Origin of the sequence: Micromonospora sp. NPDC018662, assembly GCF_044391475.1 — a bacterium.
In the GTDB taxonomy this organism is placed as follows: domain Bacteria; phylum Actinomycetota; class Actinomycetes; order Mycobacteriales; family Micromonosporaceae; genus Micromonospora.
Genome location: NZ_JBISAC010000010.1, coordinates 118,446 through 137,187 on the forward strand (window position 1 = coordinate 118,446; position 18,742 = coordinate 137,187).

Here is an 18,742-nt window from a genome sequence, read left to right on the forward strand (position 1 = left end):
GTGGACGCGGCGCGGCTCAAGCAGAGCTGGGCGGTGGTCGCCGGGCACGGTGACCAGGTGCCGCTCTATTTCTATTCGACGTTGTTCCTGGCGTATCCGGAGACCCGGCAGATGTTCCCGACCAACATGGCGGGGCAGCGGGACCGGTTGGTGTCGGCGCTGGGGCACATCGTGTCGCATGTGGACCAGGTGGATCGGCTGGTCGGTTTTCTGCGGCAGTTGGGCGCGGACCACCGGAAGTTCGCGGTGCGCGCCGAGCATTACCCGGCGGTCGGTGAGGCGCTGGTGGAGACGCTGCGGCATTTCAGCGGCGACGGGTGGTCCCAGGAGCTGGCCGCCGACTGGGTGGCGGCGTACGGGTTGGTCGCCCGGGTGATGACGGAGGCCGCGCAGGCGGCGGAGGCGCATTCGCCGCCGTGGTGGGTGGCCGAGGTGTTGACCCATGAGCAGCGCACGTTCGACGTGGCGGTGCTGACGGTGCGCCCGCAGTACCTGTTGCCGTTCGTCGCGGGTCAGTCGATCGGGGTGTCGCATCCGGCGGTGCGGTCGTGGCGGTACTACTCGCCGGCGAACGCGCCGCGCGCGGACGGCACGGTGGAGTTGCACGTGCGGGCGGCGCCGGGTGGCGCGGTGTCGTCGCGGCTGGTGTACGGGTGCGCGGCGGGTGACCAGATCCATCTGGCGGCGCCGGTGGGGGACGGGTTGACGTTGGGGCGGGCCGGGTCGTCGGATCTGCTGTTGCTGGCCGGTGGGACCGGTTGGGCGCCGGTGAAGGCGTTGGTGGAGCAGGTCGCGGCGGAGGGGTCGGGCCGGCGGGTGGACCTGTATGTGGGGGCGCGGTCGAGGATGGAGTTCTACGACAGCGAGGCGATCGACAAGGTGGCGGCGTCGCATCCGTGGTTGCGGGTGTCGTATGTGGCGGGGTCGGATCCGGTGCGGCCGGGTGAGCCGGTTCGGGTCGTGGACCGGGTGCTGGCCGACGGGGACTGGCGGTCGCGGCACGTGTACGTGTGCGGGTCCGACGAGATGGTGGGCCACACGGTGGCGGCGTTGACGGGGGCCGGTTACCAGCCAGGTCAGCTGCATCACGAGGGTTACGGCAGACATTGGTACGGGCCGGCGTGGCGTACCGTCACGGCCCCTGACGAGTCCGGAGGGGCGGTGACACGATGAGCGCGACCCCGATCAGTGGTTACGACGCGCAGCAGGTGTCCGGTGCGGTGCAGGTGCGGTTGACCTCGGACCGGGTGCGGCGGTGGGAGTTCGGGTCGGGGACGTTCACCCGGCGTGGCTACGAGCAGGCCGACGTGGACCGGTTCCGGATGCAGGTGGCCGACGAGTTGGATCTGCTGGCCGCGCAGGTGGCGAATCTGCGGGCGGAGAACGAGCGGCTCAACGACCATCTGGAGTTGCACCGGCACGGGGTGATTCCGAGCGCCGACAAGCCGGTGCGGCCGGCGGCGAAGGAGGTCAACCTGTTGTCGGCGGCGCAGCGGGAGGCGGAGCAGATCATCGCGCAGGCGCACGACTATGCCCGCCGGGTCGCCGAGTACGCCCGGACGCAGTACGAGAGTTATCTGCGGGCGGCGGCGGAGGAGGCGAAGCAGGAGGCCGAGCGGGCGGTGATGGAGTATCGCAGCGCGGCCGGCGGGAACGTGGACGATTCGGTGGCCACCCGGGAGGCGTTGCGGATCTTCGGGGAGATGATGATGTCGCACATGCGGGCGGCGGCCCGGCATCTCGACGACGGCAGTGAGCAGTTGGCGCGGACGATGGAGCGGCTCTCGCGGGAGGCGCCGTCGGTGGCGGGGGGTGCGCCGCAGCCGGCGTTGCCGCGTCACCAGCGGTGAGTGTCGGCCCGGCCTGCCGTGGGGCGGGTGGGCCGGGTCCCGCCGGTGGTGCGGGCGCTGTCCGCGTCGGGGCGTGGGTCAGCGGGTGAGCGCGTCGACCGCGTCGGCGATGGGGGTGTCGCCGGCGACGAGTTCGAGGGTGTGTCCGGCGGTGCCGGGGTTCTGGAGCAGGGCCAGCAGCACTCGGGCGACGTCGGCGCGGCTGATCGCGCCGGGGGTGACGTGGCGGGCGAGGGTGATCCGGCCGGCGGGTTCGTCGTCGGTGAGGCGGCCGGGGCGCAGCACGGTGACGTCGAGGTCGCGGCTGGTGAGGTCGTCCTCGGCGGCTTTCTTGGCCCGCAGGTAGGCAGTCCACACGTCGTCGGTGCCGGGGGCGGGTGGGTCGTCGACGCCCATGGAGGACACCAGCAGGTAGCGGCGGACGCCGGCGCGGGTGGCGGCGTCGGCGAGCAGCACGGCGGCGCCCCGGTCGACGGTGTCCTTGCGGTCGGCGCCGCTGCCGGGGCCGGCGCCGGCGGCGAACACCACGGCGTCGGCGCCGGTGAGGTGCGCGGCGAGCGTGTCGGCGTCGGTGTGTTCGAGGTCGCAGACGACCGGTTCGGCGCCGGCGGCGCGCAGGACGGCGGCGTGGTCGGGGTTGCGGATCAACCCGACGGCGGTGTCCCCGCGTCCGGCGAGGTCCCGCTCCAGCAGCTTGGCGATCTTTCCGTGGCCTCCGGCGATGACGACGCGCATGCCCTCACCGTAGCCGTCACCGCACCCCCAGCCCGCTCTCCTGGGGCGTTGATCAAGGAGTTTGCGCCGCCGTGGAGATCGACACTGACGCAAACTCCTTGATCACCCGCGCTTCCGCGGGGTGGGGGTGGGCGGTGGGGGGTGGGCGAGGCAGCATGGTGGGGTGAGTGAGGCGTTCGAGGCGTTGGCGCGGCTGGTGGCCGGTGGGGGCGTGGTGGTGCTCAGCGGCGCCGGCCTGTCCACCGAGTCGGGCATCCCGGACTATCGGGGGCCCAGCGGCGCGGCGCGACGGCACACCCCGATGACCTACCAGGCGTTCACCCGTGATCCACTCGCGCGGCGGCGCTACTGGGCGCGCAGCCACCTGGGGTGGCGGACAATCGCCCGGGCGGCGCCCAACGACGGGCATCGGGCGGTGGCCCGGTTGCAGCAGGCGGGGCTGCTCGGCGGCATCATCACGCAGAACGTCGACGGGCTGCACGGCGCCGCCGGCGCGACCGGTGTGATCGAGTTGCACGGGCGTCTCGACGAGGTGACGTGCCTGGACTGCGGCAACCTGACCGGCCGGGACGAGCTGCACCGGCGGTTGACGGAGGCGAACCCGGGGTTCGACGCGCGGGTGGCGCACGTCAACCCCGACGGTGACGTGGAGCTGCCCGACGAGGCGGTGGGCGGGTTCCGCGTGGTCGACTGCGGGGTGTGCGGCGGTGGCATGCTCAAACCGGACGTGGTGTTCTTCGGCGAGACGGTGCCGGCGCCCCGGGTGGCGGACTGTTTCGCGCTGGTGGAGCGGGCCCGGGCGTTGCTGGTGCTCGGGTCGTCGTTGACGGTCATGTCGGGGCGGCGGTTCGTGTTGCGGGCGGCGAAGCTCGGCGTCCCGGTGGCGATCGTCAACCAGGGCGCCACCCGCGGCGACGGGTACGCGGCGCTGCGGCTGGACGCGCCGTTGGGCGCCACCCTGACCGCGCTGGCCGCCGGGCTCGCCGAGCCGGCGCCGGCGGCGGTGTGATCACCCCCGGGACATGAGCCGGAAACACGGCCGCTGGTAGCGTGGGGGGTGCCGGTACCACCCACGTGGGAGAGACCGTCGACCCGACGGCGCCGAAGGGGCAGATTCTCCCCGGAACCTCTCAGGCAAAAGGACCACGTGGGCAGGCGCTGTGGAGCGCGTGAGCGCGACTCAGGGGGAGGCCGACCCGTCGACCTCGCCCCCGCAAGGAGCGCCGCGCATGACCGCTGAGCAGTTCGCCGACCGGCACATCGGCCCCGGCCCGGACGACGAGCGCCGCATGTTGGAGGCCGTCGGCTACGGCTCCGTCGATGAGCTGATGGACGCCGCGATCCCCGAGGTGATCCGCTGGCACGGCGCCCTGGACCTGCCGGCGCCGGCCGGTGAGCGGGAGGCCCTGGCCGAGCTGCGCGCCCTGGCGGCCCGCAACACGGTGGCCGTGTCGATGATCGGCCTGGGCTATCACGGCACGCACACCCCGGCGGTGATCCGCCGCAACGTGCTGGAGAACCCGGCCTGGTACACGGCGTACACGCCGTACCAGCCGGAGATCAGCCAGGGCCGGTTGGAGGCGCTGCTGAACTTCCAGAGCATGGTGTCCGACCTGTCGGGGCTGGCCACGGCGAACGCGTCGATGCTCGACGAGGGCACCGCAGCGGCCGAGGCGATGACCCTCGCGCGCCGCGCGAGCAAGAGCAAGAGCCCGGTGTACGTGGTGGACGCCGACGCGTTGCCGCAGACCATCGCCGTGATCACCAGCCGCGCCGAGCCGCTCGGCATCCAGGTGCGCGTGGTCGACGTCGACGCCGGGGAGCTGCCGGCGGAGTTCTTCGGCCTGCACCTGCAATATCCGGGCGCGTCCGGCGCGGTCCGGGACCACGCGCCGCTGGTCGAGGCGGCGCACGCCGCCGGCGCGCTGGTGACCGTCGCGGCGGACCTGTTGGCGTTGACGTTGCTGCGTCCGCCGGCGGAGATCGGCGCCGACATCGCCGCCGGCACCACGCAGCGTTTCGGGGTGCCGATGGGCTTCGGTGGGCCGCACGCCGGCTACCTGGCGGTCCGGTCGGGCCTGGAGCGGATGCTGCCGGGCCGCCTGGTCGGGGTGTCCCGCGACGTCGACGGCAACCCGGCGTACCGGTTGGCGTTGCAGACCCGTGAGCAGCACATCCGGCGGGAGAAGGCGACCAGCAACATCTGCACCGCGCAGGTGCTCCTGGCGGTGATGGCCGGCATGTACGCGGTGTACCACGGCCCGGACGGGCTGCGCGCCATCGCCCGGCGTACCCATCAGGCGGCGGCCCGGTTGGCGGCCGGGCTGCGCGCCGGCGGCGTCGAGGTGGCGGACGTCGCGTTCTTCGACACGGTCACCGCGACCGTGCCGGGCCGCGCCGCCGAGGTGGTGGCCGCCGCGGCGGCCCGCGACGTGAACCTGCGGCTGGTCGACGCCGACCGGGTCGGCGTGTCCTGCGACGAGACCACCACCGACGCGCACCTTCGGGCGGTGTGGGCGGCGTTCGGCGTCGACGGCGTCGACGGTGACGTGGACGCCGGCCTGCCGGCGGGGCTGGCCCGCACGTCGGACTTCCTCACCCACCCGGTGTTCCGCAGCCACCACTCGGAGACGGCGATGCTGCGCTACCTGCGGCGGCTGTCCGACTTCGACTACGCCCTGGACCGGGGCATGATCCCGTTGGGGTCGTGCACGATGAAGCTCAACGCCACCACCGAGATGGAACCGATCACCTGGCCGGAGTTCGCGCACCTGCACCCGTTCGCGCCGGACGCGCAGACCGCCGGCTACCGGGAGCTGATCGCCCAGTTGGAGGGCTGGCTGGCGGAGGTGACCGGCTACGACGCGGTCAGCGTGCAGCCCAACGCCGGGTCGCAGGGGGAGCTGGCGGGGCTGCTGGCGATCCGCGCCTACCACCGCGACCGGGGTGCGGGGCACCGTGACGTGTGCCTGATCCCGTCGTCGGCGCACGGCACGAACGCCGCGTCGGCGGTGATGGCCGGCATGCGGGTGGTCGTGGTGGGCTGCGACGCCGACGGCAACGTCGACCTGGTCGACCTCGACGCGAAGATCGACAAGCATCGGGACGCCCTCGCGGCGATCATGGTGACGTACCCGTCGACGCACGGGGTGTACGAGACGGGCATCGCGCAGTTGTGCGCGAAGGTCCACGACGCCGGCGGTCAGGTGTACGTCGACGGGGCGAACCTCAACGCCCTGGTCGGGTTCGCCAAGCCGGGGAGGTTCGGCGCGGACGTGTCGCACCTGAACCTGCACAAGACGTTCTGCATCCCGCACGGCGGCGGCGGGCCGGGGGTGGGTCCGGTGGCGGTGCGGGCGCACCTGGCGCCGTTCCTGCCCGGCGACCCGGTCGGCGTGTCCGTCGACGGGCGGCCGGCGATCTCCGCGGCCCGCTACGGGTCGGCGGGGATCCTGCCGATCCCGTGGGCGTACCTGCGGATGATGGGCGCGGACGGCCTGGCGCGGGCCACCGGCGTGGCGGTCCTCGCGGCGAACTACGTGGCGGCGCGGCTGCGACAGCATTTCCCGGTGCTGTACGCCGGCAACAAGGGCCTGGTGGCGCACGAGTGCATCCTGGACCTGCGGCCGTTGACGAAGGCGACCGGGGTGAGCGTCGACGACGTGGCGAAGCGGCTGATCGACTACGGGTTCCACGCCCCGACGATGTCGTTCCCGGTGGCGGGCACGCTGATGGTGGAGCCGACCGAGAGTGAGGACCTGGCCGAGCTGGACCGGTTCTGCGACGCGATGATCGCCATCCGGGCGGAGATCGACAAGGTGGGTGCCGGGGAGTGGCCGGCGGGGGACAATCCCCTCGCGAACGCGCCGCACACCGCGGCGATGGTCTCCGGTGACCAGTGGCCGCACCCGTACCCGCGGTCGGTGGGCGCCTACCCGGGCGCGGTGGACCGGGTGGGGAAGTACTGGCCGCCGGTGCGGCGCGTCGACGGCGCGTACGGGGACCGGAACCTGGTCTGTTCGTGCCCGGCGCCGGAGGCGTTCGAGGACTGAGGGCGCTCACGCCGGGGCGGTGGTGGATCGCCGCCCCGGCCGGCGCGCCGACGAGGTCCGTCGGCGCGTACGCTCACTGACGCTGCGTGATCGCTCAGGCGACGAGGGCGTGGCGGGCCGGTCCCCGGTGCGGGGCGATGGTCCGCCCGTCGGGGAGCAGCTCACCGGTGTCCTCGAAGACGATGACGCCGTTGCAGAGCAGGCTCCAGCCCTGCTCAGGGAAGCAGGCGAGGACGCGGGCGGCTTCGCGGTCGGTCGCGTCGGCGGAGGGGCAGGTGGGCTGGTGCTGACACATCGGGTTCTCCGGACTGTGGGGGCACTGTGTCATGGTTCACATGACCAGTGACGCACAGTACCAAGCGAAACTGCGCGGCATCGAGCAAGGTTGCGGCTTGTTCACCCAGAATCGGCTGAACGGATGAGCCAGAACGGTCCAGACGTTGTGGAAGCGCTCCCACACGTGCCGGTCGCGGTGCCCGGCGCGCCGCCGCGCTGCCGGTCCCGACTGGTCGAGACCGCCCGGCTGCAGTGGCACGTCGGCGCCGGCGGCGACCCCGCCGACCTGGCGCAACGCTTCCTCGCCGCGCACGGCGTGGGCGTCGACGACCTGTCCCGCCCCGGCCGGCACACCCCGGACGGGCCGTGCGGGGCGGCGCTGTTCCTGTCCGCCGCCGCCGGCGCGTACGCCATCGGCGCGCCGACCGGCGCGCCCACCCCCGTCCCGGCGCTGCCCGACCTGGTCGTGGTCGTCTACCACCACGGCGACCGCCCGCACCGGCCGCCACCGCCGGGCGGCTGGTGGCTGGGGGACTGGCGGGACAGCTGGACGGCGGCCGCGCACGCCGCCGCCGTCGAGACGGTCCGCGCCGCCATCGCCCGCGGCGACGTCTACCAGGTCAACCTCGTCGGCCACGCCGCCGCCGACTACGCCGGCGACCCGCGCCCGGCGCTGCGCCGCCTCGCCGCGCTGCCCGGCGCCCGCTACGGCGGCGCCCTCACCGGGCCCGGCTGGGCGCTGGGCTGCGCCTCCCCGGAGACGCTCGTCGCGACCGAACACGGCCGGCTGGTCACCCGGCCGATCAAGGGCACCCGCCCGGCCACCCCCGCCGGCCGCCGCGACCTGCTCACCTCCGCCAAGGAACGCGCCGAACACATCATGATCGTCGACCTGGAACGCAACGACCTGGCCCGGATCGCCCGCACCGGCTCCGTCCGGGTGGACGAGCTGTTCGCCGTACGCCGCTGGTGTGACCTGTGGCAGGCCGAGTCGACGGTCTCCGCGGCGCCCGCCGACGGCCTGGGCCTGGCCGACCTGCTGCGCGCGGTCTGCCCCGGCGGGTCGGTCACCGGCGCCCCCAAGCGCGCCGCGCTCGCCCAGGTGGCCGCGCTGGAGCCGGTCGGCCGCGGCGCCGGCATGGGCGCGCTGGGCTGGGTCGGCCCGGACCGGCTCGACCTGGGCCTGACCATCCGCACCGCCGCCGCCGACGCGCACCGGCTGCATGTGTGGGCCGGCGGCGGCATCACCTGGGGCAGCGACCCGGCCGCCGAGGTCGCCGAGGCCGCCGCCAAGGCCGCCCCGCTGCGCGCGCTGCTCGCCGCCGGCTGAACCCGCCCACGTGCGGTCGCCGCCGGGCAGCGGCCCACTCAGGCGGCGGCGAACGCGTCCAGCGCGGCGACCACCCGCTCGCCGATGCCGTGGCCGCCGCCGTGGCCGCCGGACTCGACGATCTCCAGCCGGGCGTCCGGCCAGTCCTGGGTCAACCGCCAGGCGATGTCGGGCGGCCCGCTGACGTCGAGACGCCCCTGCACGAGCACGCCGGGGATGCCGGCGAGCCGGCCGGCGTCGCGCAGCAACTGCCCGTCGGGGAGGAAACCCAGGTTCGCGAAGTGGTGGGTGACCAGCCGGGTGAACCCATACCGGAACACCGGGTCGGCGTAGCGGAGGCTCGGCGTGTAGCCGCCGGCGAGGGACACGTGCACGTCCTCCCAGTCGCACCAGTCGCGCGCCGCCCGGTCCCGCACCGCCGGGTCGCTGTCGTTGACCAGCCGGGCGTACGCGGCGGCCAGGTCACCGTCCCGGTCGGCCTCGGGCACCCCGTCGCGGAACCGCGCCCATTCCTGCGGGAACACCCGACCCATGTCCCGGGTCACCCACTCGATCTCCCGGCGGGTGTTGGCCACCACGCTGAACAGCGCCAGCGCGGTGACCCGCTGCGGGTGCGCCTGCGCGTACGCCAGGGACAGCGCCGAACCCCACGACGCGCCGCACAGCAGCCAGCGGTCCACGCCCAGGTGCGCGCGCAGCGCCTCCATGTCGGCCACCAGGTGGCCGGTGGTGTTCACCGACAGGTCGGTGGCCGGGTCTGCGGCCGACGGGGTGCTGCGCCCGCAGCCGCGCTGGTCGAACAGCACGACCCGGTAGGCGGCCGGGTCGAACATCCGCCGCCACCACGCGTCGGCGCCCGAGCCGGGACCGCCGTGCACCACCAGCGCCGGGCGCCCGTCCGGATTGCCGCAGGTCTCCCAGTACACGCGTTGGCCGTCGCCGACGTCGAGGTGACCCCACGCGTACGGCTCGATCGGTGGATACATCGGCGGCCCTCCCACGACACCGGAAACAACAGCGCTGTTACATTAGCGGACGTGACCGCCCCCCACCGCGACGCCCTCGGCACCCTGCTGCGCCACGTCCTCGAACTGCTCGACGGCGACGTCGCCGCCATCCACGACCGACTCGGCCTCACCGACTACCGGCCCCGCTACTCACCCGTGGTCCGCGTCCTCGTCACCGACGGACCCCTGCCCATCCGCGACCTCGCCACCCGCGTCGGCGTCACCCACTCCGCCGCCAGCCAGACCGTCGCCGGCATGCGCCGCGCCGGCCTGGTCACCCTCACCCCCGGCGCCGACGCCCGCCACCGCATCGTCACCCTCACCGACCGCGCCCACGCGCTGCTGCCCGCCGTCGAAGCCGAATGGGCCGCCACCACCGCCGCCATGCGCCGCCTCGACACCGAACTGCCCGTACCACTCGCCGACGAGTTGTACGCGGTGCTCACCGCGCTGCGCCACCGCCCCCTGCGCGAGCGCATCGCCGACACCGGCCTGCTCCCACCGGCGGGTGGGGCCCCCACACCGGTAAGCAACGGATAGCCTTCCGGGCATGACTATGCGCCCGATCCGGATCATCGGCGACCCCGTCCTGCGCACCCCCAGCGAACCGGTCACCCGCTTCGACGCCGAACTCCGCACCCTCGTCACGGACCTCATGGACACGCTGCTCGGCGCCCCCGGCCGCGCCGGCGTCGCCGCCCCCCAGATCGGCGTCAACACCCAGGTCTTCGTCTACGACGCCGACGGCCACCGCGGCCACCTCGTCAACCCCACCCTCGAACTGTCCGACGAACTCGACGACGACGACGAAGGCTGCCTGTCCATCCCCGGCCTCTACTTCCCGACCCCCCGCGCCCTGCACGCCACCGCCCACGGCTACGACCAGCACGGCGAACCCCTCACCATCACCGGCAGCGGCTTCCTCGCCCGCGCCCTGCAACACGAGACCGACCACCTACGCGGCCGCCTCTACGTCGACACGCTGCGCGGCGACACCCGCCGCAAGGCGCTACGCGAGATCCGCGCCGGCCGGTTCGACTCACCCAGCCGCGGCCGCTGACACCCCCCGTCAGTCGGGCGACCGGGTCAACGCGCACTCGGTGAACCCCGCCACCTGAGTGAAACCCAACCGCTCGTACAACCGCACCGCCGCCACGTTGTCCACCCGCACGTTCAACGTCACATGATCCACCGACGCCCGCAGCCGCGCGCACAGTCCCGCCACCACACCCGCGGCCAGGCCACGCCCCCGCACCGCCGGATGCGTCGTCACGTTCCCCACCGCCGCCACCCGCCACCGCGGCGAGAACACGTGCACCCCCGCCACCGCCACCAACCGGCCCCGCTCCCGCACCCCCACGTACTGACCGGTGTCCACCATCCGCGCGTCGAACCAGTTCCCCGGATACGCCACCGCGTACAACTCCCGCAACAACGGCAGATCCGCCCGCCCCAACGGCTCACCCGCCGCCGGCACCGACGCCAACCGCCCCGGATCCGTCAACGCCATCCGCACATGCGCCGCCGCGTCCGACACCGCGTACCACCGCGACACCGTCGCCTCCAGACCGGGGGACAGGTGCGCCCACAACCGCGCCGGCAACACCGGCGCCGCCGCCACCAGCAACCCCGACAACGCCGCCACCCGATCCGGCGCCGCGAACGCCAGCAACGTCGGCACCTGCACCCCGTGGTACAGCAACACCACCTCGTCACCCGACCGGAACCACGACGTGTACGGCCAGAAGAAATCGTCCAGATCCCCCAACTGGTACGCGTGCAACACCGGATCCCGACCCAACAACCCCGCCAACACCCCCCGGTCGTGCTCCGCCCGCACCCCCATCACCGCACCGCCGACCACTGGTCATAACCCAACCGCGCCACCAACGCCAACACCACCACCAACAGCACCACCCGCACGAACCCCGCACCCCGCCGCAACGCCATCCGCGCACCCACCACCGAACCCACCACGTTGCACACCGCCATCGCCGCCCCCAACCACCACCACACATGCCCCGCCACCCCGAACACCACCAACGCCCCCAGATTCGTTCCCGCGTTCACCACCTTCGCCATCGCCGACGCCTGCACGAAATCCGCACCCACCAACGCCGTGAACGCCAACACCAGGAACGTGCCCGTCCCCGGCCCGATCAACCCGTCGTACCACGCGATACCCACCCCGGCCACCGCCACCGCCGCCACCACCCGCCACCGCGTCCGCCGACCCGGCCACGCCACCACCCCCAACCGCGGCCGAGTCAACACGAACACCGCCACCGCCACCAACACCACCAACACCACCGGCCGGTACGCCCCCGCCGGCACCACCCCCGCCAACGCCGCACCCGCCCCCGCCGTCACCACCGCCAACCCCGCCGCCGGACCCGCCACCGCCCAGTCCACCTTCGTCCGCCGCGCATACGTCACCGCCGCCGTCGACGTACCGAAGATCGCCGCCAACTTGTTCGTCCCCAACGCCGTCGCCACCGGCACCCCCGGCGCGGCCACCAACAACGCCGGCAACAGCAGCAACCCACCACCACCCACCACCGCGTCCACCCACCCGGCCAGCGCGGCAGCGGCCAGCAACGTCACCAACGACCCGGCATCCACGGCCGCATTCTGCCCACCCCGCCACCACCCGCGAGCACCCCTGTGGCCAGCCTCACCGCCCCCGACGACGCCGCACCCACAACCCCACCGACGCCACCGCCACGAACACCAGCACCGAACAGCACAACAGCTTCGCCATCCGGCCAGCCTCCCACCACCACGTAGGGTGTGCACGTGCGCCTGGCCACCTTCAACCTGCTGCACGGCCGCTCCCTCACCGACGGGCTCGTCGACCCCGACCGACTCACCGCCGCCGTCACCGCCCTCGACGCCGACATCCTCGCCCTCCAGGAAGTCGACCGCGACCAGACCCGCAGCGGCAACCACGACCTCACCGCCCTCGCCGCCCACGCCCTGCACACCGACCACCACCGCTTCGCCGCCGCCGTCGTCGGCACCCCCGGCGAACACTTCCGCCCCCTCACCCACGACGACGACGGCCACGGCGAACCCCTCTACGGCGTCGGCCTCATCAGCCGCCACCCCGTCCGCACCTGGCAGGTCACCCGACTACCCGCCGCACCCGTCCGCTCACCCATCTACATCCCCGGCCCCGGCGGCGGACTCGTCCTGCTCCGCGACGAACCCCGCGTCGTCCTCGCCGCCGTCCTCGACACCCCCCACGGCCCCCTCACCGTCGCCGCCACCCACCTGTCCTTCGTCCCCGGCTGGAACGTCTGGCAGCTCCGCCGCGTCGTCCGCGCCCTCCGCGCGCTACCCGCCCCGCGCATCCTGCTCGGCGACCTCAACCTCCCCGCCGGCCCCGCCGCCGCGCTGTCCCGCTGGCGCCCCCTCGCCCGCCGCCCCACCTACCCGGCCGGACAACCCCGCGTCCAACTCGACCACATCCTCGCCGACCCCCACCACCTCGACCGGCTCCCACCCGTCACCGCCGTCGACACACCGCTGTCCACCATCTCCGACCACCGGCCCCTCGTCGTCGACCTCGGCTGACGGCCGTCGACGAGCATCGGAACGGACCGTCACGCCGAGCCGGGTGAGGTTCGTGGAGGATGCGGTCAGCGGGACACGGGTCGGCTGCGGAAGTCGGCGCGGCACCAGCCGCCGCCGCCCGGCCCGGTCACCAGTCGTCCACCACCTCGAGCCGGACGGCTCCGTCGCGAGTGCCGACGGCCAGGGTGGTGCCGTCGGGCGCGTACTCCAAGGCGGTCACCGGGCCGAACCGGCCGTCGAAGGTGTGGACCGGTAAGCCGTTGCTCGCGTCGAAGATCCGCACCCGGCCGTGGCCGTCGCCCGTGGCGACGCTGTTCCTGATCAGCGGGTTGAACGCGACGACCGCGGGACCGACATCGCTGCGCAGGAAGCGCACCGGACGGCCGTTACTGGCATCCCAGATGCCCGGCGGCGCGCCCGCCGTGGTGACGGCCAGGGTGTTTTGCGTCAGCGGGTCGAATTCGATCGAGGTGACCCGTCCCGGTATCCGTTCGCCGACGCTGACGCGGGCGCCGTCGCTGCTGCTCCAGACCTCCAGGGCACCGTCGCCGCCGGCCGCCAGGTCACCCTCGTTGTGGCAGTCGAAAGCCAAGGCCGTGATGTCAGTCAACCCGGTGTGCAGTTCACGGACGACCTGACCGGTGTCCGTCCGCAGGATTCGGACCGTCCCGCCCTCGCCGGGAGTCGCGACGATCCCTCGCCGACGCGGATCGAACGCGAAGACCATCCTGCTTCCGGCGGCCCGGCCGGTGATGCCGAGGACAGCCTTACCATCTGTGGTGTTCCACAGCCGGAGCAGGCCGTTCGTGCCGGCGGTCGCGAGGATGTTGCGATTCAGCGGATCGAACTGCACATCAGTGACCTGCGCATCGCCGGTGGCGAGGGCATGGCGCCGCACGACGGTGCGGGTGTCCCAGACCTCCACCACACCACCGGCACCGGTGACGGCGAAGTTCCCGGTGGCGAACGCGCCGAACCGGCTGAAGGCCACCAGCGTCGTCGCCGCCGGTCCCGCGACACGGATCTGATCGATGGTGACGGCCGGGCGGTGGCGACCCGTCAGCACCCCGGGCCGCGGCACGGTCATGCCGACCAGCACCAGCAACACCGCCACCCCCACCAGCAGCACCGGCCGCGACGCCCGCCGTAGCAGCTCAGCGCCGGCACGTACCCGATGCCGGATTCCCCGCTGGTCGCCACGGGCGAAGCTGTCCTCGTCGCGGCCCTCGCGGAATCCCGGGCCCGCTCCCTGACCGGCCGGGCCCACCCCGGCGTCTTCCCGCCCGGCAGCTTCCTCCGACGCCGCGGACACCTCCGGCACGGGGTGTCGACGCAGCGACGGCCGCGCGGCACAGGCATTGCGGGACGCCGCGGCACGAGCCTGCTCCCAGCGCGCGATCCACTCAGCCGGATCACCACCGCACGCCCGCACGTAGGCCTCGACCGTCTCCCACTGCGGAATGTGGTCCCCGCCCGCGGCTTCGGCCAACGCAGTCCGGGAGCGGCCGGTCCGGCGAGCCATCTGCAGGTACTTCGGAGACCCGGCGGCGACCCGCAAGGCACGCAACTGCATCGCGAAGGCGGCGGCGGGTCCAGACGACGGATCAAGCGGACGCTCCGAACGCGACATACCACCCAGCGTCCGATAGACCGTCGCCCTGCGCAATAGACCGTCGCCACCGACGACGGCCACGCAGCGGCATACAACCGGTGGGACCCGACCAACCACACGTCGTCGAGGAGCTACCGATGCGACGATCCCCACGGCTGCTGTGCGCTGCCGCAGCAGTTGCCCTCGCCACCTCCACCCTGACCGCCCTGACCAGCTCGGCGGCCAGCGCCGCGCTGCCCAACTGCAACCAGTGGGCGACGAACTGGGGTAGCGAACCCAGGCCGAGGATCCCCACCTACGGCAGCGGCAACTGGGACTGTGTGCTGGGCTCCGGAAACGTGTCAGACGGCGTCTGGGCCCTGCAGTACACCATGAGGTACTGCTACGGGCAGAACATCAACGTGGACAAGGTATTCGGAGCCCAGACCCGGTCCGCGCTGATCAACGTACAGCGCCAGGTCGGCGCCGCAGCCGACGGCGTCTACGGCCCCGCCACCCGGTCCCGGATGCAATGGGCCCGCGCCGCAGGACCCGACAACAGCTGCATCTCGGTCGGCTGAGGCACACCGCCCGCCGCAGACACACTCTGCCCCGGCCCGCCGACCGAGACGGCCGGCGGGCCCGGCCCATGTCACCCCAACCCCACCCGCCGCCGCGCCGCCTCCACCGCGTTCCGGAACAACATCGCCACCGTCGTCGGACCCACCCCACCCACCCGCGGCGTGATCGCCCCCGCCACCTGCGCACACGACTCGTCCACATCCGGCAACAACCGCCGCCCCGCATACCGCACCCCACCACCGACCACCACCGCACCCGGACGCACATGCTCCGGCCGCACGATCCCCGGCACCCCCGCCGCCGCCACCAGGATCTCCGCCCGCCGCGTGTACCGCGGCCAGTCCGCCACCCCCGTGTGCACCACCGTCACCGCCGCGTTCGCCGTCGGCCGCTTCTGCGCCAACAACATCGCCAACGGCCGACCCAACGTCGCACCCCGACCCAGCACCACCACCTCCCGGCCCGACACCGGCACCCCGTGGAACGCCAACAACGCCTCGATCCCCGCCGGCGTACACGGCAACGGACCCGGCAACCCCAACGCCAACCGCCCCATGTTCACCGGATGCATCCCGTCCACGTCCTTGTCCGGATCCACCACGGCGAGGGCCCGGTCGTAGTCCAGACCCCCCGGAATCGGATGCTGCACCAACACCCCGTGCACCCCGGAGTCGGCGTTGAAATCCGCCAACACCGCATGCAGATCCGCCTGCGACGCCGACGCCGGCAAATGCACATGCGGCGACGCGAACCCCAACGCCGCCGCCTGCCGAGACTTGATCCGGATGTAACCCGCACTCGCGTCGTCGTCACCCACCAGCACCGTCGCCAACGCCGGCGTCACCCCCGCCGCACGCAGCTCCGCCACCGACGCGGCCACCTCACCCAACACCCGCTCCGCCACCGGCCCACCCGGCAACAACCGCGCCGACGAACCCGGAACCACCGAAGAAGAAGACATGCGACACCTCGCCCGCGGAGGCCCAGGCGGTCGACCCCCACGACGAGCTCCCCGATGGTTCACCCATCCCCGTGCCGCCAGTCGCGTCCCCCTCAGCCTGCCACAGCCCGCGCCACAATCGCATCCACCACCGACTGCCACCCCGGCAACGACGCCAACACCGCATCCGCCCGCCGCCGCCGATCCGCCGCCGACCCCACCTGAAGATCCGCCAACACCGCCTCGAACCCCGGCCGCAACGCCCGCTCCCGCTCCGGCGCCACCACCCCCAACACCACAAGACACCGCGCGTACGTCACCAGCACCCAGAACATCGCCTCCCGATGCCGCCCCGCCGCCACCAACTCCCGACCACCGTCGAACACCACCGGCCGCCCCGCCGCACCCAGATCCGCCCCGAACGCGAACCCCTCCCGCGGCAACCGCGCCACCTCGTCGAACACCACCGCCAACCCGGCCAGATGCTCCCGCACCCGCCCCGCACCCACCCCACCCCCGTCCACCGCCGCCACCACCTCCGGATAACGCCCACCGAACCCGAACCGCGACAACACCTCCGACGCCCGCACGAACCGCCGCCGCACCGTCGGATCCACCAACCCCGCCACCGCCGGCCACACCGCCAGCAGCGACGTCGGGAACACCCACGCCAACACCTGCTCCGCCAGCGGCGCCCCCGCGTCCAGCACCCCCAGCCCGCTCTCGATCCGCTGCCGCACCCCCGCGCAACGCCGCCGCACCCACACCGGATCCGCGTACCCCGCCGCCACCCGACGCCGCACCGCCGCCAACCGCCCCGACGGATCAGCGATCACCGCATCGGTACGGAACATCGGCGCGAACACCCACGACCCCAGCACGACCTCCGGCTCACCCACCTCCGCCCAAGTGACCACGCTGACCTCCAACAACACCCCACGATGGACGAACTTCCCCACCTTCACCCCGGGGGAGCACCGCACCAACAGCACGTCCACATCCGACGACGCCGGCAACACCGCGTCGTCCGGCAACCCCACCGTCGAACCGCTGAACAACGCCCCCTCGACCGACGGATCCGCACGCATCCGCTCCCGCACCCAGCCGACCGCCACCGCCCGCGCCGCACCCACCCGCATCCACCGATCCTGCCACCACCGGCGACCACCCACGGTTGTCGCGCGACTGGGAACGCCGGCCCCGGCACCGACCGACAACGGCCCGTCGCTGGTTTCCAGCCCGAAAACAACGCCAAGCAGTTGATCTAGGCCCGTACCTGGGGCGGCTGCGTCAACCACCGGCCGACTCGGCCCGCTGCACGGGTTAGTCGCCGCATTGTTCTCTGCGGAGTGGTCAACCCTGACGATCGTCGGGGTGCGCGGTTGCCGTTCGGCTCGGGTTTCTGGCTGCTTTCGTTCCTACGGTCGACCCCCATGAAACGAGAAACACGAGCAACCAGCGGGACCGGTCGGTTGTTGGCCGCTGTCGGCGTCCTGGCAGCGGTCGCGGCGACGGTCGCCTGGCTTTCCCCGGGCGGATTGGGCCGGGCCGGGGCCGTGCAGGTTACCGAGGGAGTTTCGGTATCAGGGTACCGAGCGGTCATCGGGGCGACGGCGGGCGCACCGGCGTGGTTTGGCCCGGCGCTGGAGGTGGCGACCGAGGGCACACTGGTGCTCCTGGGCATGCTGCTGGCCGGAATGTGGTGCACGGCGATGCGCCGCCGGGACGTTCGAGGGGCTACCGGGACCGTGCTGACCGGTGTCGGCACCGTGGCGGCGTACGCGGTCAGTGAAGCGATGAAGTTGGTGGTGGATGAGGAGCGGCCGTGCCGTGCGTTGCATACGGGGACCGAGCTGATCGCCGATTGTCCCGCAAGCGGGGACTGGTCGTTCCCGAGCAACCACGCCACCCTGGCCGCTGGGCTGGCCGTGGGGCTTGCGGTGCTGTGGCCGCGCCTTGCCGCGCTGACGTTGCCTCTGGCCGGGGCGACCGCGTTGCTGCGGGTGCTGGTGGGAGTTCACTACCCGCACGATGTCTTGGCCGGTGCACTGCTCGGCGGCGCGGTGGTGGCGGCTGCCCTGCTGGGGCTCATGCCGTCGGCCCAGCAGGCGATGTCGTTACTGCTGCGCAGGTGGTGGAACAGCGATGCCCGCTTCGTGGGCGACCACCGCGGCCGCAGCCCGGTTCTCCACACCGAGTCCGGCCAGGATGGAACTCACGTGCGCCTTGACCGTTCCTTCGACCAGATGCAGCCGTCGGGCGATCCGTCCGTTGGACAGCCCGCTGCCGAGGAAGGCCAGCACCTCCCGCTCCCGGGGGCTGAGGGCGTCGACCCGGGCACGGGCGCTGGAGCGCCGCGTGGCCAGGGTGTCCGCGCCCGTCGCGGCGAGGTGCGCGACGACGCGGGCCGCGACTTTCGGTGACAGGTAGGCGGCGCCGTCGGCTACCGCGCGTACCCCGATGATCAGCTCCTCGGGCTCGCCGGACTTGATCAGGAAGCCGGCGGCGCCCCCGCCGAGCGCCTGCAGGATGTAGTCGTCCTCCCCGAACGTCGTCAGAATGATCACGCGTGTGGTCGGCACGGTCCTGCGGAGCTCCGCCATCGCTTCGATGCCGTTCATTCCGGGCATCCGGATGTCGAGGACAGCCACCGCGGGCCGGTGCCGCCGCGCCAGCTCGACGGCGTGGTGTCCGTCGCCGGCCTCGCCGATGACGTCAATGTCCGCAGCAGTGGCGAGAACCGCGCGGATCCCGGCACGGATCATCGGCTCGTCGTCGGCGATCAGTACGCGGATCATCGGCG

18 protein-coding genes, 1 pseudogene and 1 riboswitch are annotated in these 18,742 nt (G+C 73.0%); of the genes and pseudogenes, 10 read left to right on the forward strand and 9 right to left on the reverse strand.

Annotated features, from left to right (window positions below):
• On the forward strand, positions 1–1,173 hold the full coding sequence (locus ACH495_RS25275; protein ID WP_396860182.1) for a globin domain-containing protein: 1,173 nt from the start codon (positions 1–3) through the stop codon (positions 1,171–1,173).
• The gene (locus ACH495_RS25280) at positions 1,170–1,850 is read left to right on the forward strand and encodes a DivIVA domain-containing protein (protein WP_396860183.1); all 681 of its coding nucleotides are present in this window, start codon (positions 1,170–1,172) and stop codon (positions 1,848–1,850) included. The genes ACH495_RS25275 and ACH495_RS25280 overlap by 4 nt, the downstream gene beginning before the upstream one ends.
• 78 nt (positions 1,851–1,928) lie before the next feature.
• On the opposite strand, the gene ACH495_RS25285 is transcribed toward ACH495_RS25280, so the two are convergent.
• Positions 1,929–2,585 carry an SDR family oxidoreductase gene (locus ACH495_RS25285; protein ID WP_396860184.1) on the reverse strand — a complete coding sequence of 219 codons (657 nt, stop codon included), beginning with the start codon at positions 2,583–2,585 and terminating at the stop codon, positions 1,929–1,931.
• A gap of 163 nt (positions 2,586–2,748) precedes the next feature.
• On the opposite strand from ACH495_RS25285, the gene ACH495_RS25290 reads away from it, so the two are divergent.
• Both ACH495_RS25290 and gcvP read left to right on the forward strand, forming a co-directional pair.
• The gene (locus tag ACH495_RS25290) at positions 2,749–3,594 is read left to right on the forward strand and encodes an NAD-dependent protein deacetylase (protein ID WP_396860185.1); all 846 of its coding nucleotides are present in this window, start codon (positions 2,749–2,751) and stop codon (positions 3,592–3,594) included.
• A gap of 56 nt (positions 3,595–3,650) precedes the next feature.
• A riboswitch (glycine riboswitch) is annotated at positions 3,651–3,741 on the forward strand.
• A gap of 73 nt (positions 3,742–3,814) precedes the next feature.
• A complete protein-coding gene (gcvP, locus tag ACH495_RS25295) occupies positions 3,815–6,637 on the forward strand; it encodes an aminomethyl-transferring glycine dehydrogenase (RefSeq protein ID WP_396860186.1) in 2,823 nt (940 codons plus the stop codon).
• A gap of 94 nt (positions 6,638–6,731) precedes the next feature.
• Here gcvP and ACH495_RS25300 read toward each other — a convergent pair whose 3' ends face one another.
• Positions 6,732–6,932: a DUF5999 family protein gene (locus ACH495_RS25300; protein ID WP_013286363.1), complete on the reverse strand. Its 201-nt coding sequence runs from the start codon at positions 6,930–6,932 to the stop codon at positions 6,732–6,734.
• 123 nt (positions 6,933–7,055) lie between these two features.
• On the opposite strand from ACH495_RS25300, the gene ACH495_RS25305 reads away from it, so the two are divergent.
• Entirely contained in the window at positions 7,056–8,243 is a 1,188-nt protein-coding gene (locus tag ACH495_RS25305; RefSeq protein WP_396860187.1) for a chorismate-binding protein, read from the forward strand.
• A gap of 38 nt (positions 8,244–8,281) precedes the next feature.
• On the opposite strand, the gene pip is transcribed toward ACH495_RS25305, so the two are convergent.
• Complete coding sequence (gene pip / locus ACH495_RS25310) at positions 8,282–9,229, reverse strand: prolyl aminopeptidase (protein ID WP_396860188.1); 948 nt, start codon at positions 9,227–9,229, stop codon at positions 8,282–8,284.
• A gap of 51 nt (positions 9,230–9,280) precedes the next feature.
• Here pip and ACH495_RS25315 point away from each other — a divergent pair, with 51 nt between their 5' ends.
• The gene (locus ACH495_RS25315; protein WP_396860189.1) at positions 9,281–9,790 is read left to right on the forward strand and encodes a MarR family winged helix-turn-helix transcriptional regulator; all 510 of its coding nucleotides are present in this window, start codon (positions 9,281–9,283) and stop codon (positions 9,788–9,790) included.
• A gap of 10 nt (positions 9,791–9,800) precedes the next feature.
• On the forward strand, positions 9,801–10,310 hold the full coding sequence (def, locus tag ACH495_RS25320) for a peptide deformylase (protein WP_396860190.1): 510 nt from the start codon (positions 9,801–9,803) through the stop codon (positions 10,308–10,310).
• Positions 10,311–10,319: 9 nt separating this feature from the next.
• Here the strand turns inward: def and ACH495_RS25325 are convergent, their stop codons facing one another.
• Together ACH495_RS25325 and ACH495_RS25330 are read right to left on the reverse strand one after the other, a co-directional pair.
• Positions 10,320–11,096 (reverse strand): GNAT family N-acetyltransferase, encoded by a 777-nt coding sequence (locus tag ACH495_RS25325; RefSeq protein ID WP_396860191.1) that lies wholly within the window; start codon positions 11,094–11,096, stop codon positions 10,320–10,322.
• The gene (locus tag ACH495_RS25330; protein WP_396860192.1) at positions 11,096–11,872 is read right to left on the reverse strand and encodes a sulfite exporter TauE/SafE family protein; all 777 of its coding nucleotides are present in this window, start codon (positions 11,870–11,872) and stop codon (positions 11,096–11,098) included. Before ACH495_RS25330 ends, ACH495_RS25325 begins: the two co-directional genes overlap by 1 nt.
• A gap of 174 nt (positions 11,873–12,046) precedes the next feature.
• Here ACH495_RS25330 and ACH495_RS25335 point away from each other — a divergent pair, with 174 nt between their 5' ends.
• Positions 12,047–12,826: an endonuclease/exonuclease/phosphatase family protein gene (locus ACH495_RS25335; RefSeq protein ID WP_396860193.1), complete on the forward strand. Its 780-nt coding sequence runs from the start codon at positions 12,047–12,049 to the stop codon at positions 12,824–12,826.
• A gap of 127 nt (positions 12,827–12,953) precedes the next feature.
• Here ACH495_RS25335 and ACH495_RS25340 read toward each other — a convergent pair whose 3' ends face one another.
• Positions 12,954–14,456, reverse strand: coding sequence for a helix-turn-helix domain-containing protein (locus ACH495_RS25340; protein ID WP_396860194.1), 1,503 nt, complete (start codon positions 14,454–14,456; stop codon positions 12,954–12,956).
• A 119-nt stretch (positions 14,457–14,575) separates the two neighbouring features.
• On the opposite strand from ACH495_RS25340, the gene ACH495_RS25345 reads away from it, so the two are divergent.
• Positions 14,576–14,998: a peptidoglycan-binding protein gene (locus tag ACH495_RS25345; protein ID WP_396860195.1), complete on the forward strand. Its 423-nt coding sequence runs from the start codon at positions 14,576–14,578 to the stop codon at positions 14,996–14,998.
• 71 nt (positions 14,999–15,069) lie between these two features.
• Here ACH495_RS25345 and ACH495_RS25350 read toward each other — a convergent pair whose 3' ends face one another.
• Positions 15,070–15,960, reverse strand: a complete 891-nt coding sequence (locus tag ACH495_RS25350) for a bifunctional 5,10-methylenetetrahydrofolate dehydrogenase/5,10-methenyltetrahydrofolate cyclohydrolase (protein ID WP_396860196.1) — start codon at positions 15,958–15,960, stop codon at positions 15,070–15,072.
• Between the two features lie 92 nt (positions 15,961–16,052).
• On the reverse strand, positions 16,053–17,078 hold the full coding sequence (locus tag ACH495_RS25355; RefSeq protein WP_396860197.1) for a hypothetical protein: 1,026 nt from the start codon (positions 17,076–17,078) through the stop codon (positions 16,053–16,055).
• 657 nt (positions 17,079–17,735) lie between these two features.
• Between ACH495_RS25355 and ACH495_RS25360 the strand changes: the two are divergent.
• A pseudogene (locus tag ACH495_RS25360) lies at positions 17,736–17,960 on the forward strand (phosphatase PAP2 family protein); the annotation flags it as partial.
• A 96-nt stretch (positions 17,961–18,056) separates the two neighbouring features.
• On the opposite strand, the gene ACH495_RS25365 reads toward ACH495_RS25360, so the two are convergent.
• Positions 18,057–18,737: a response regulator gene (locus tag ACH495_RS25365; RefSeq protein ID WP_396860198.1), complete on the reverse strand. Its 681-nt coding sequence runs from the start codon at positions 18,735–18,737 to the stop codon at positions 18,057–18,059.
• Positions 18,738–18,742 lie beyond the last annotated feature (5 nt).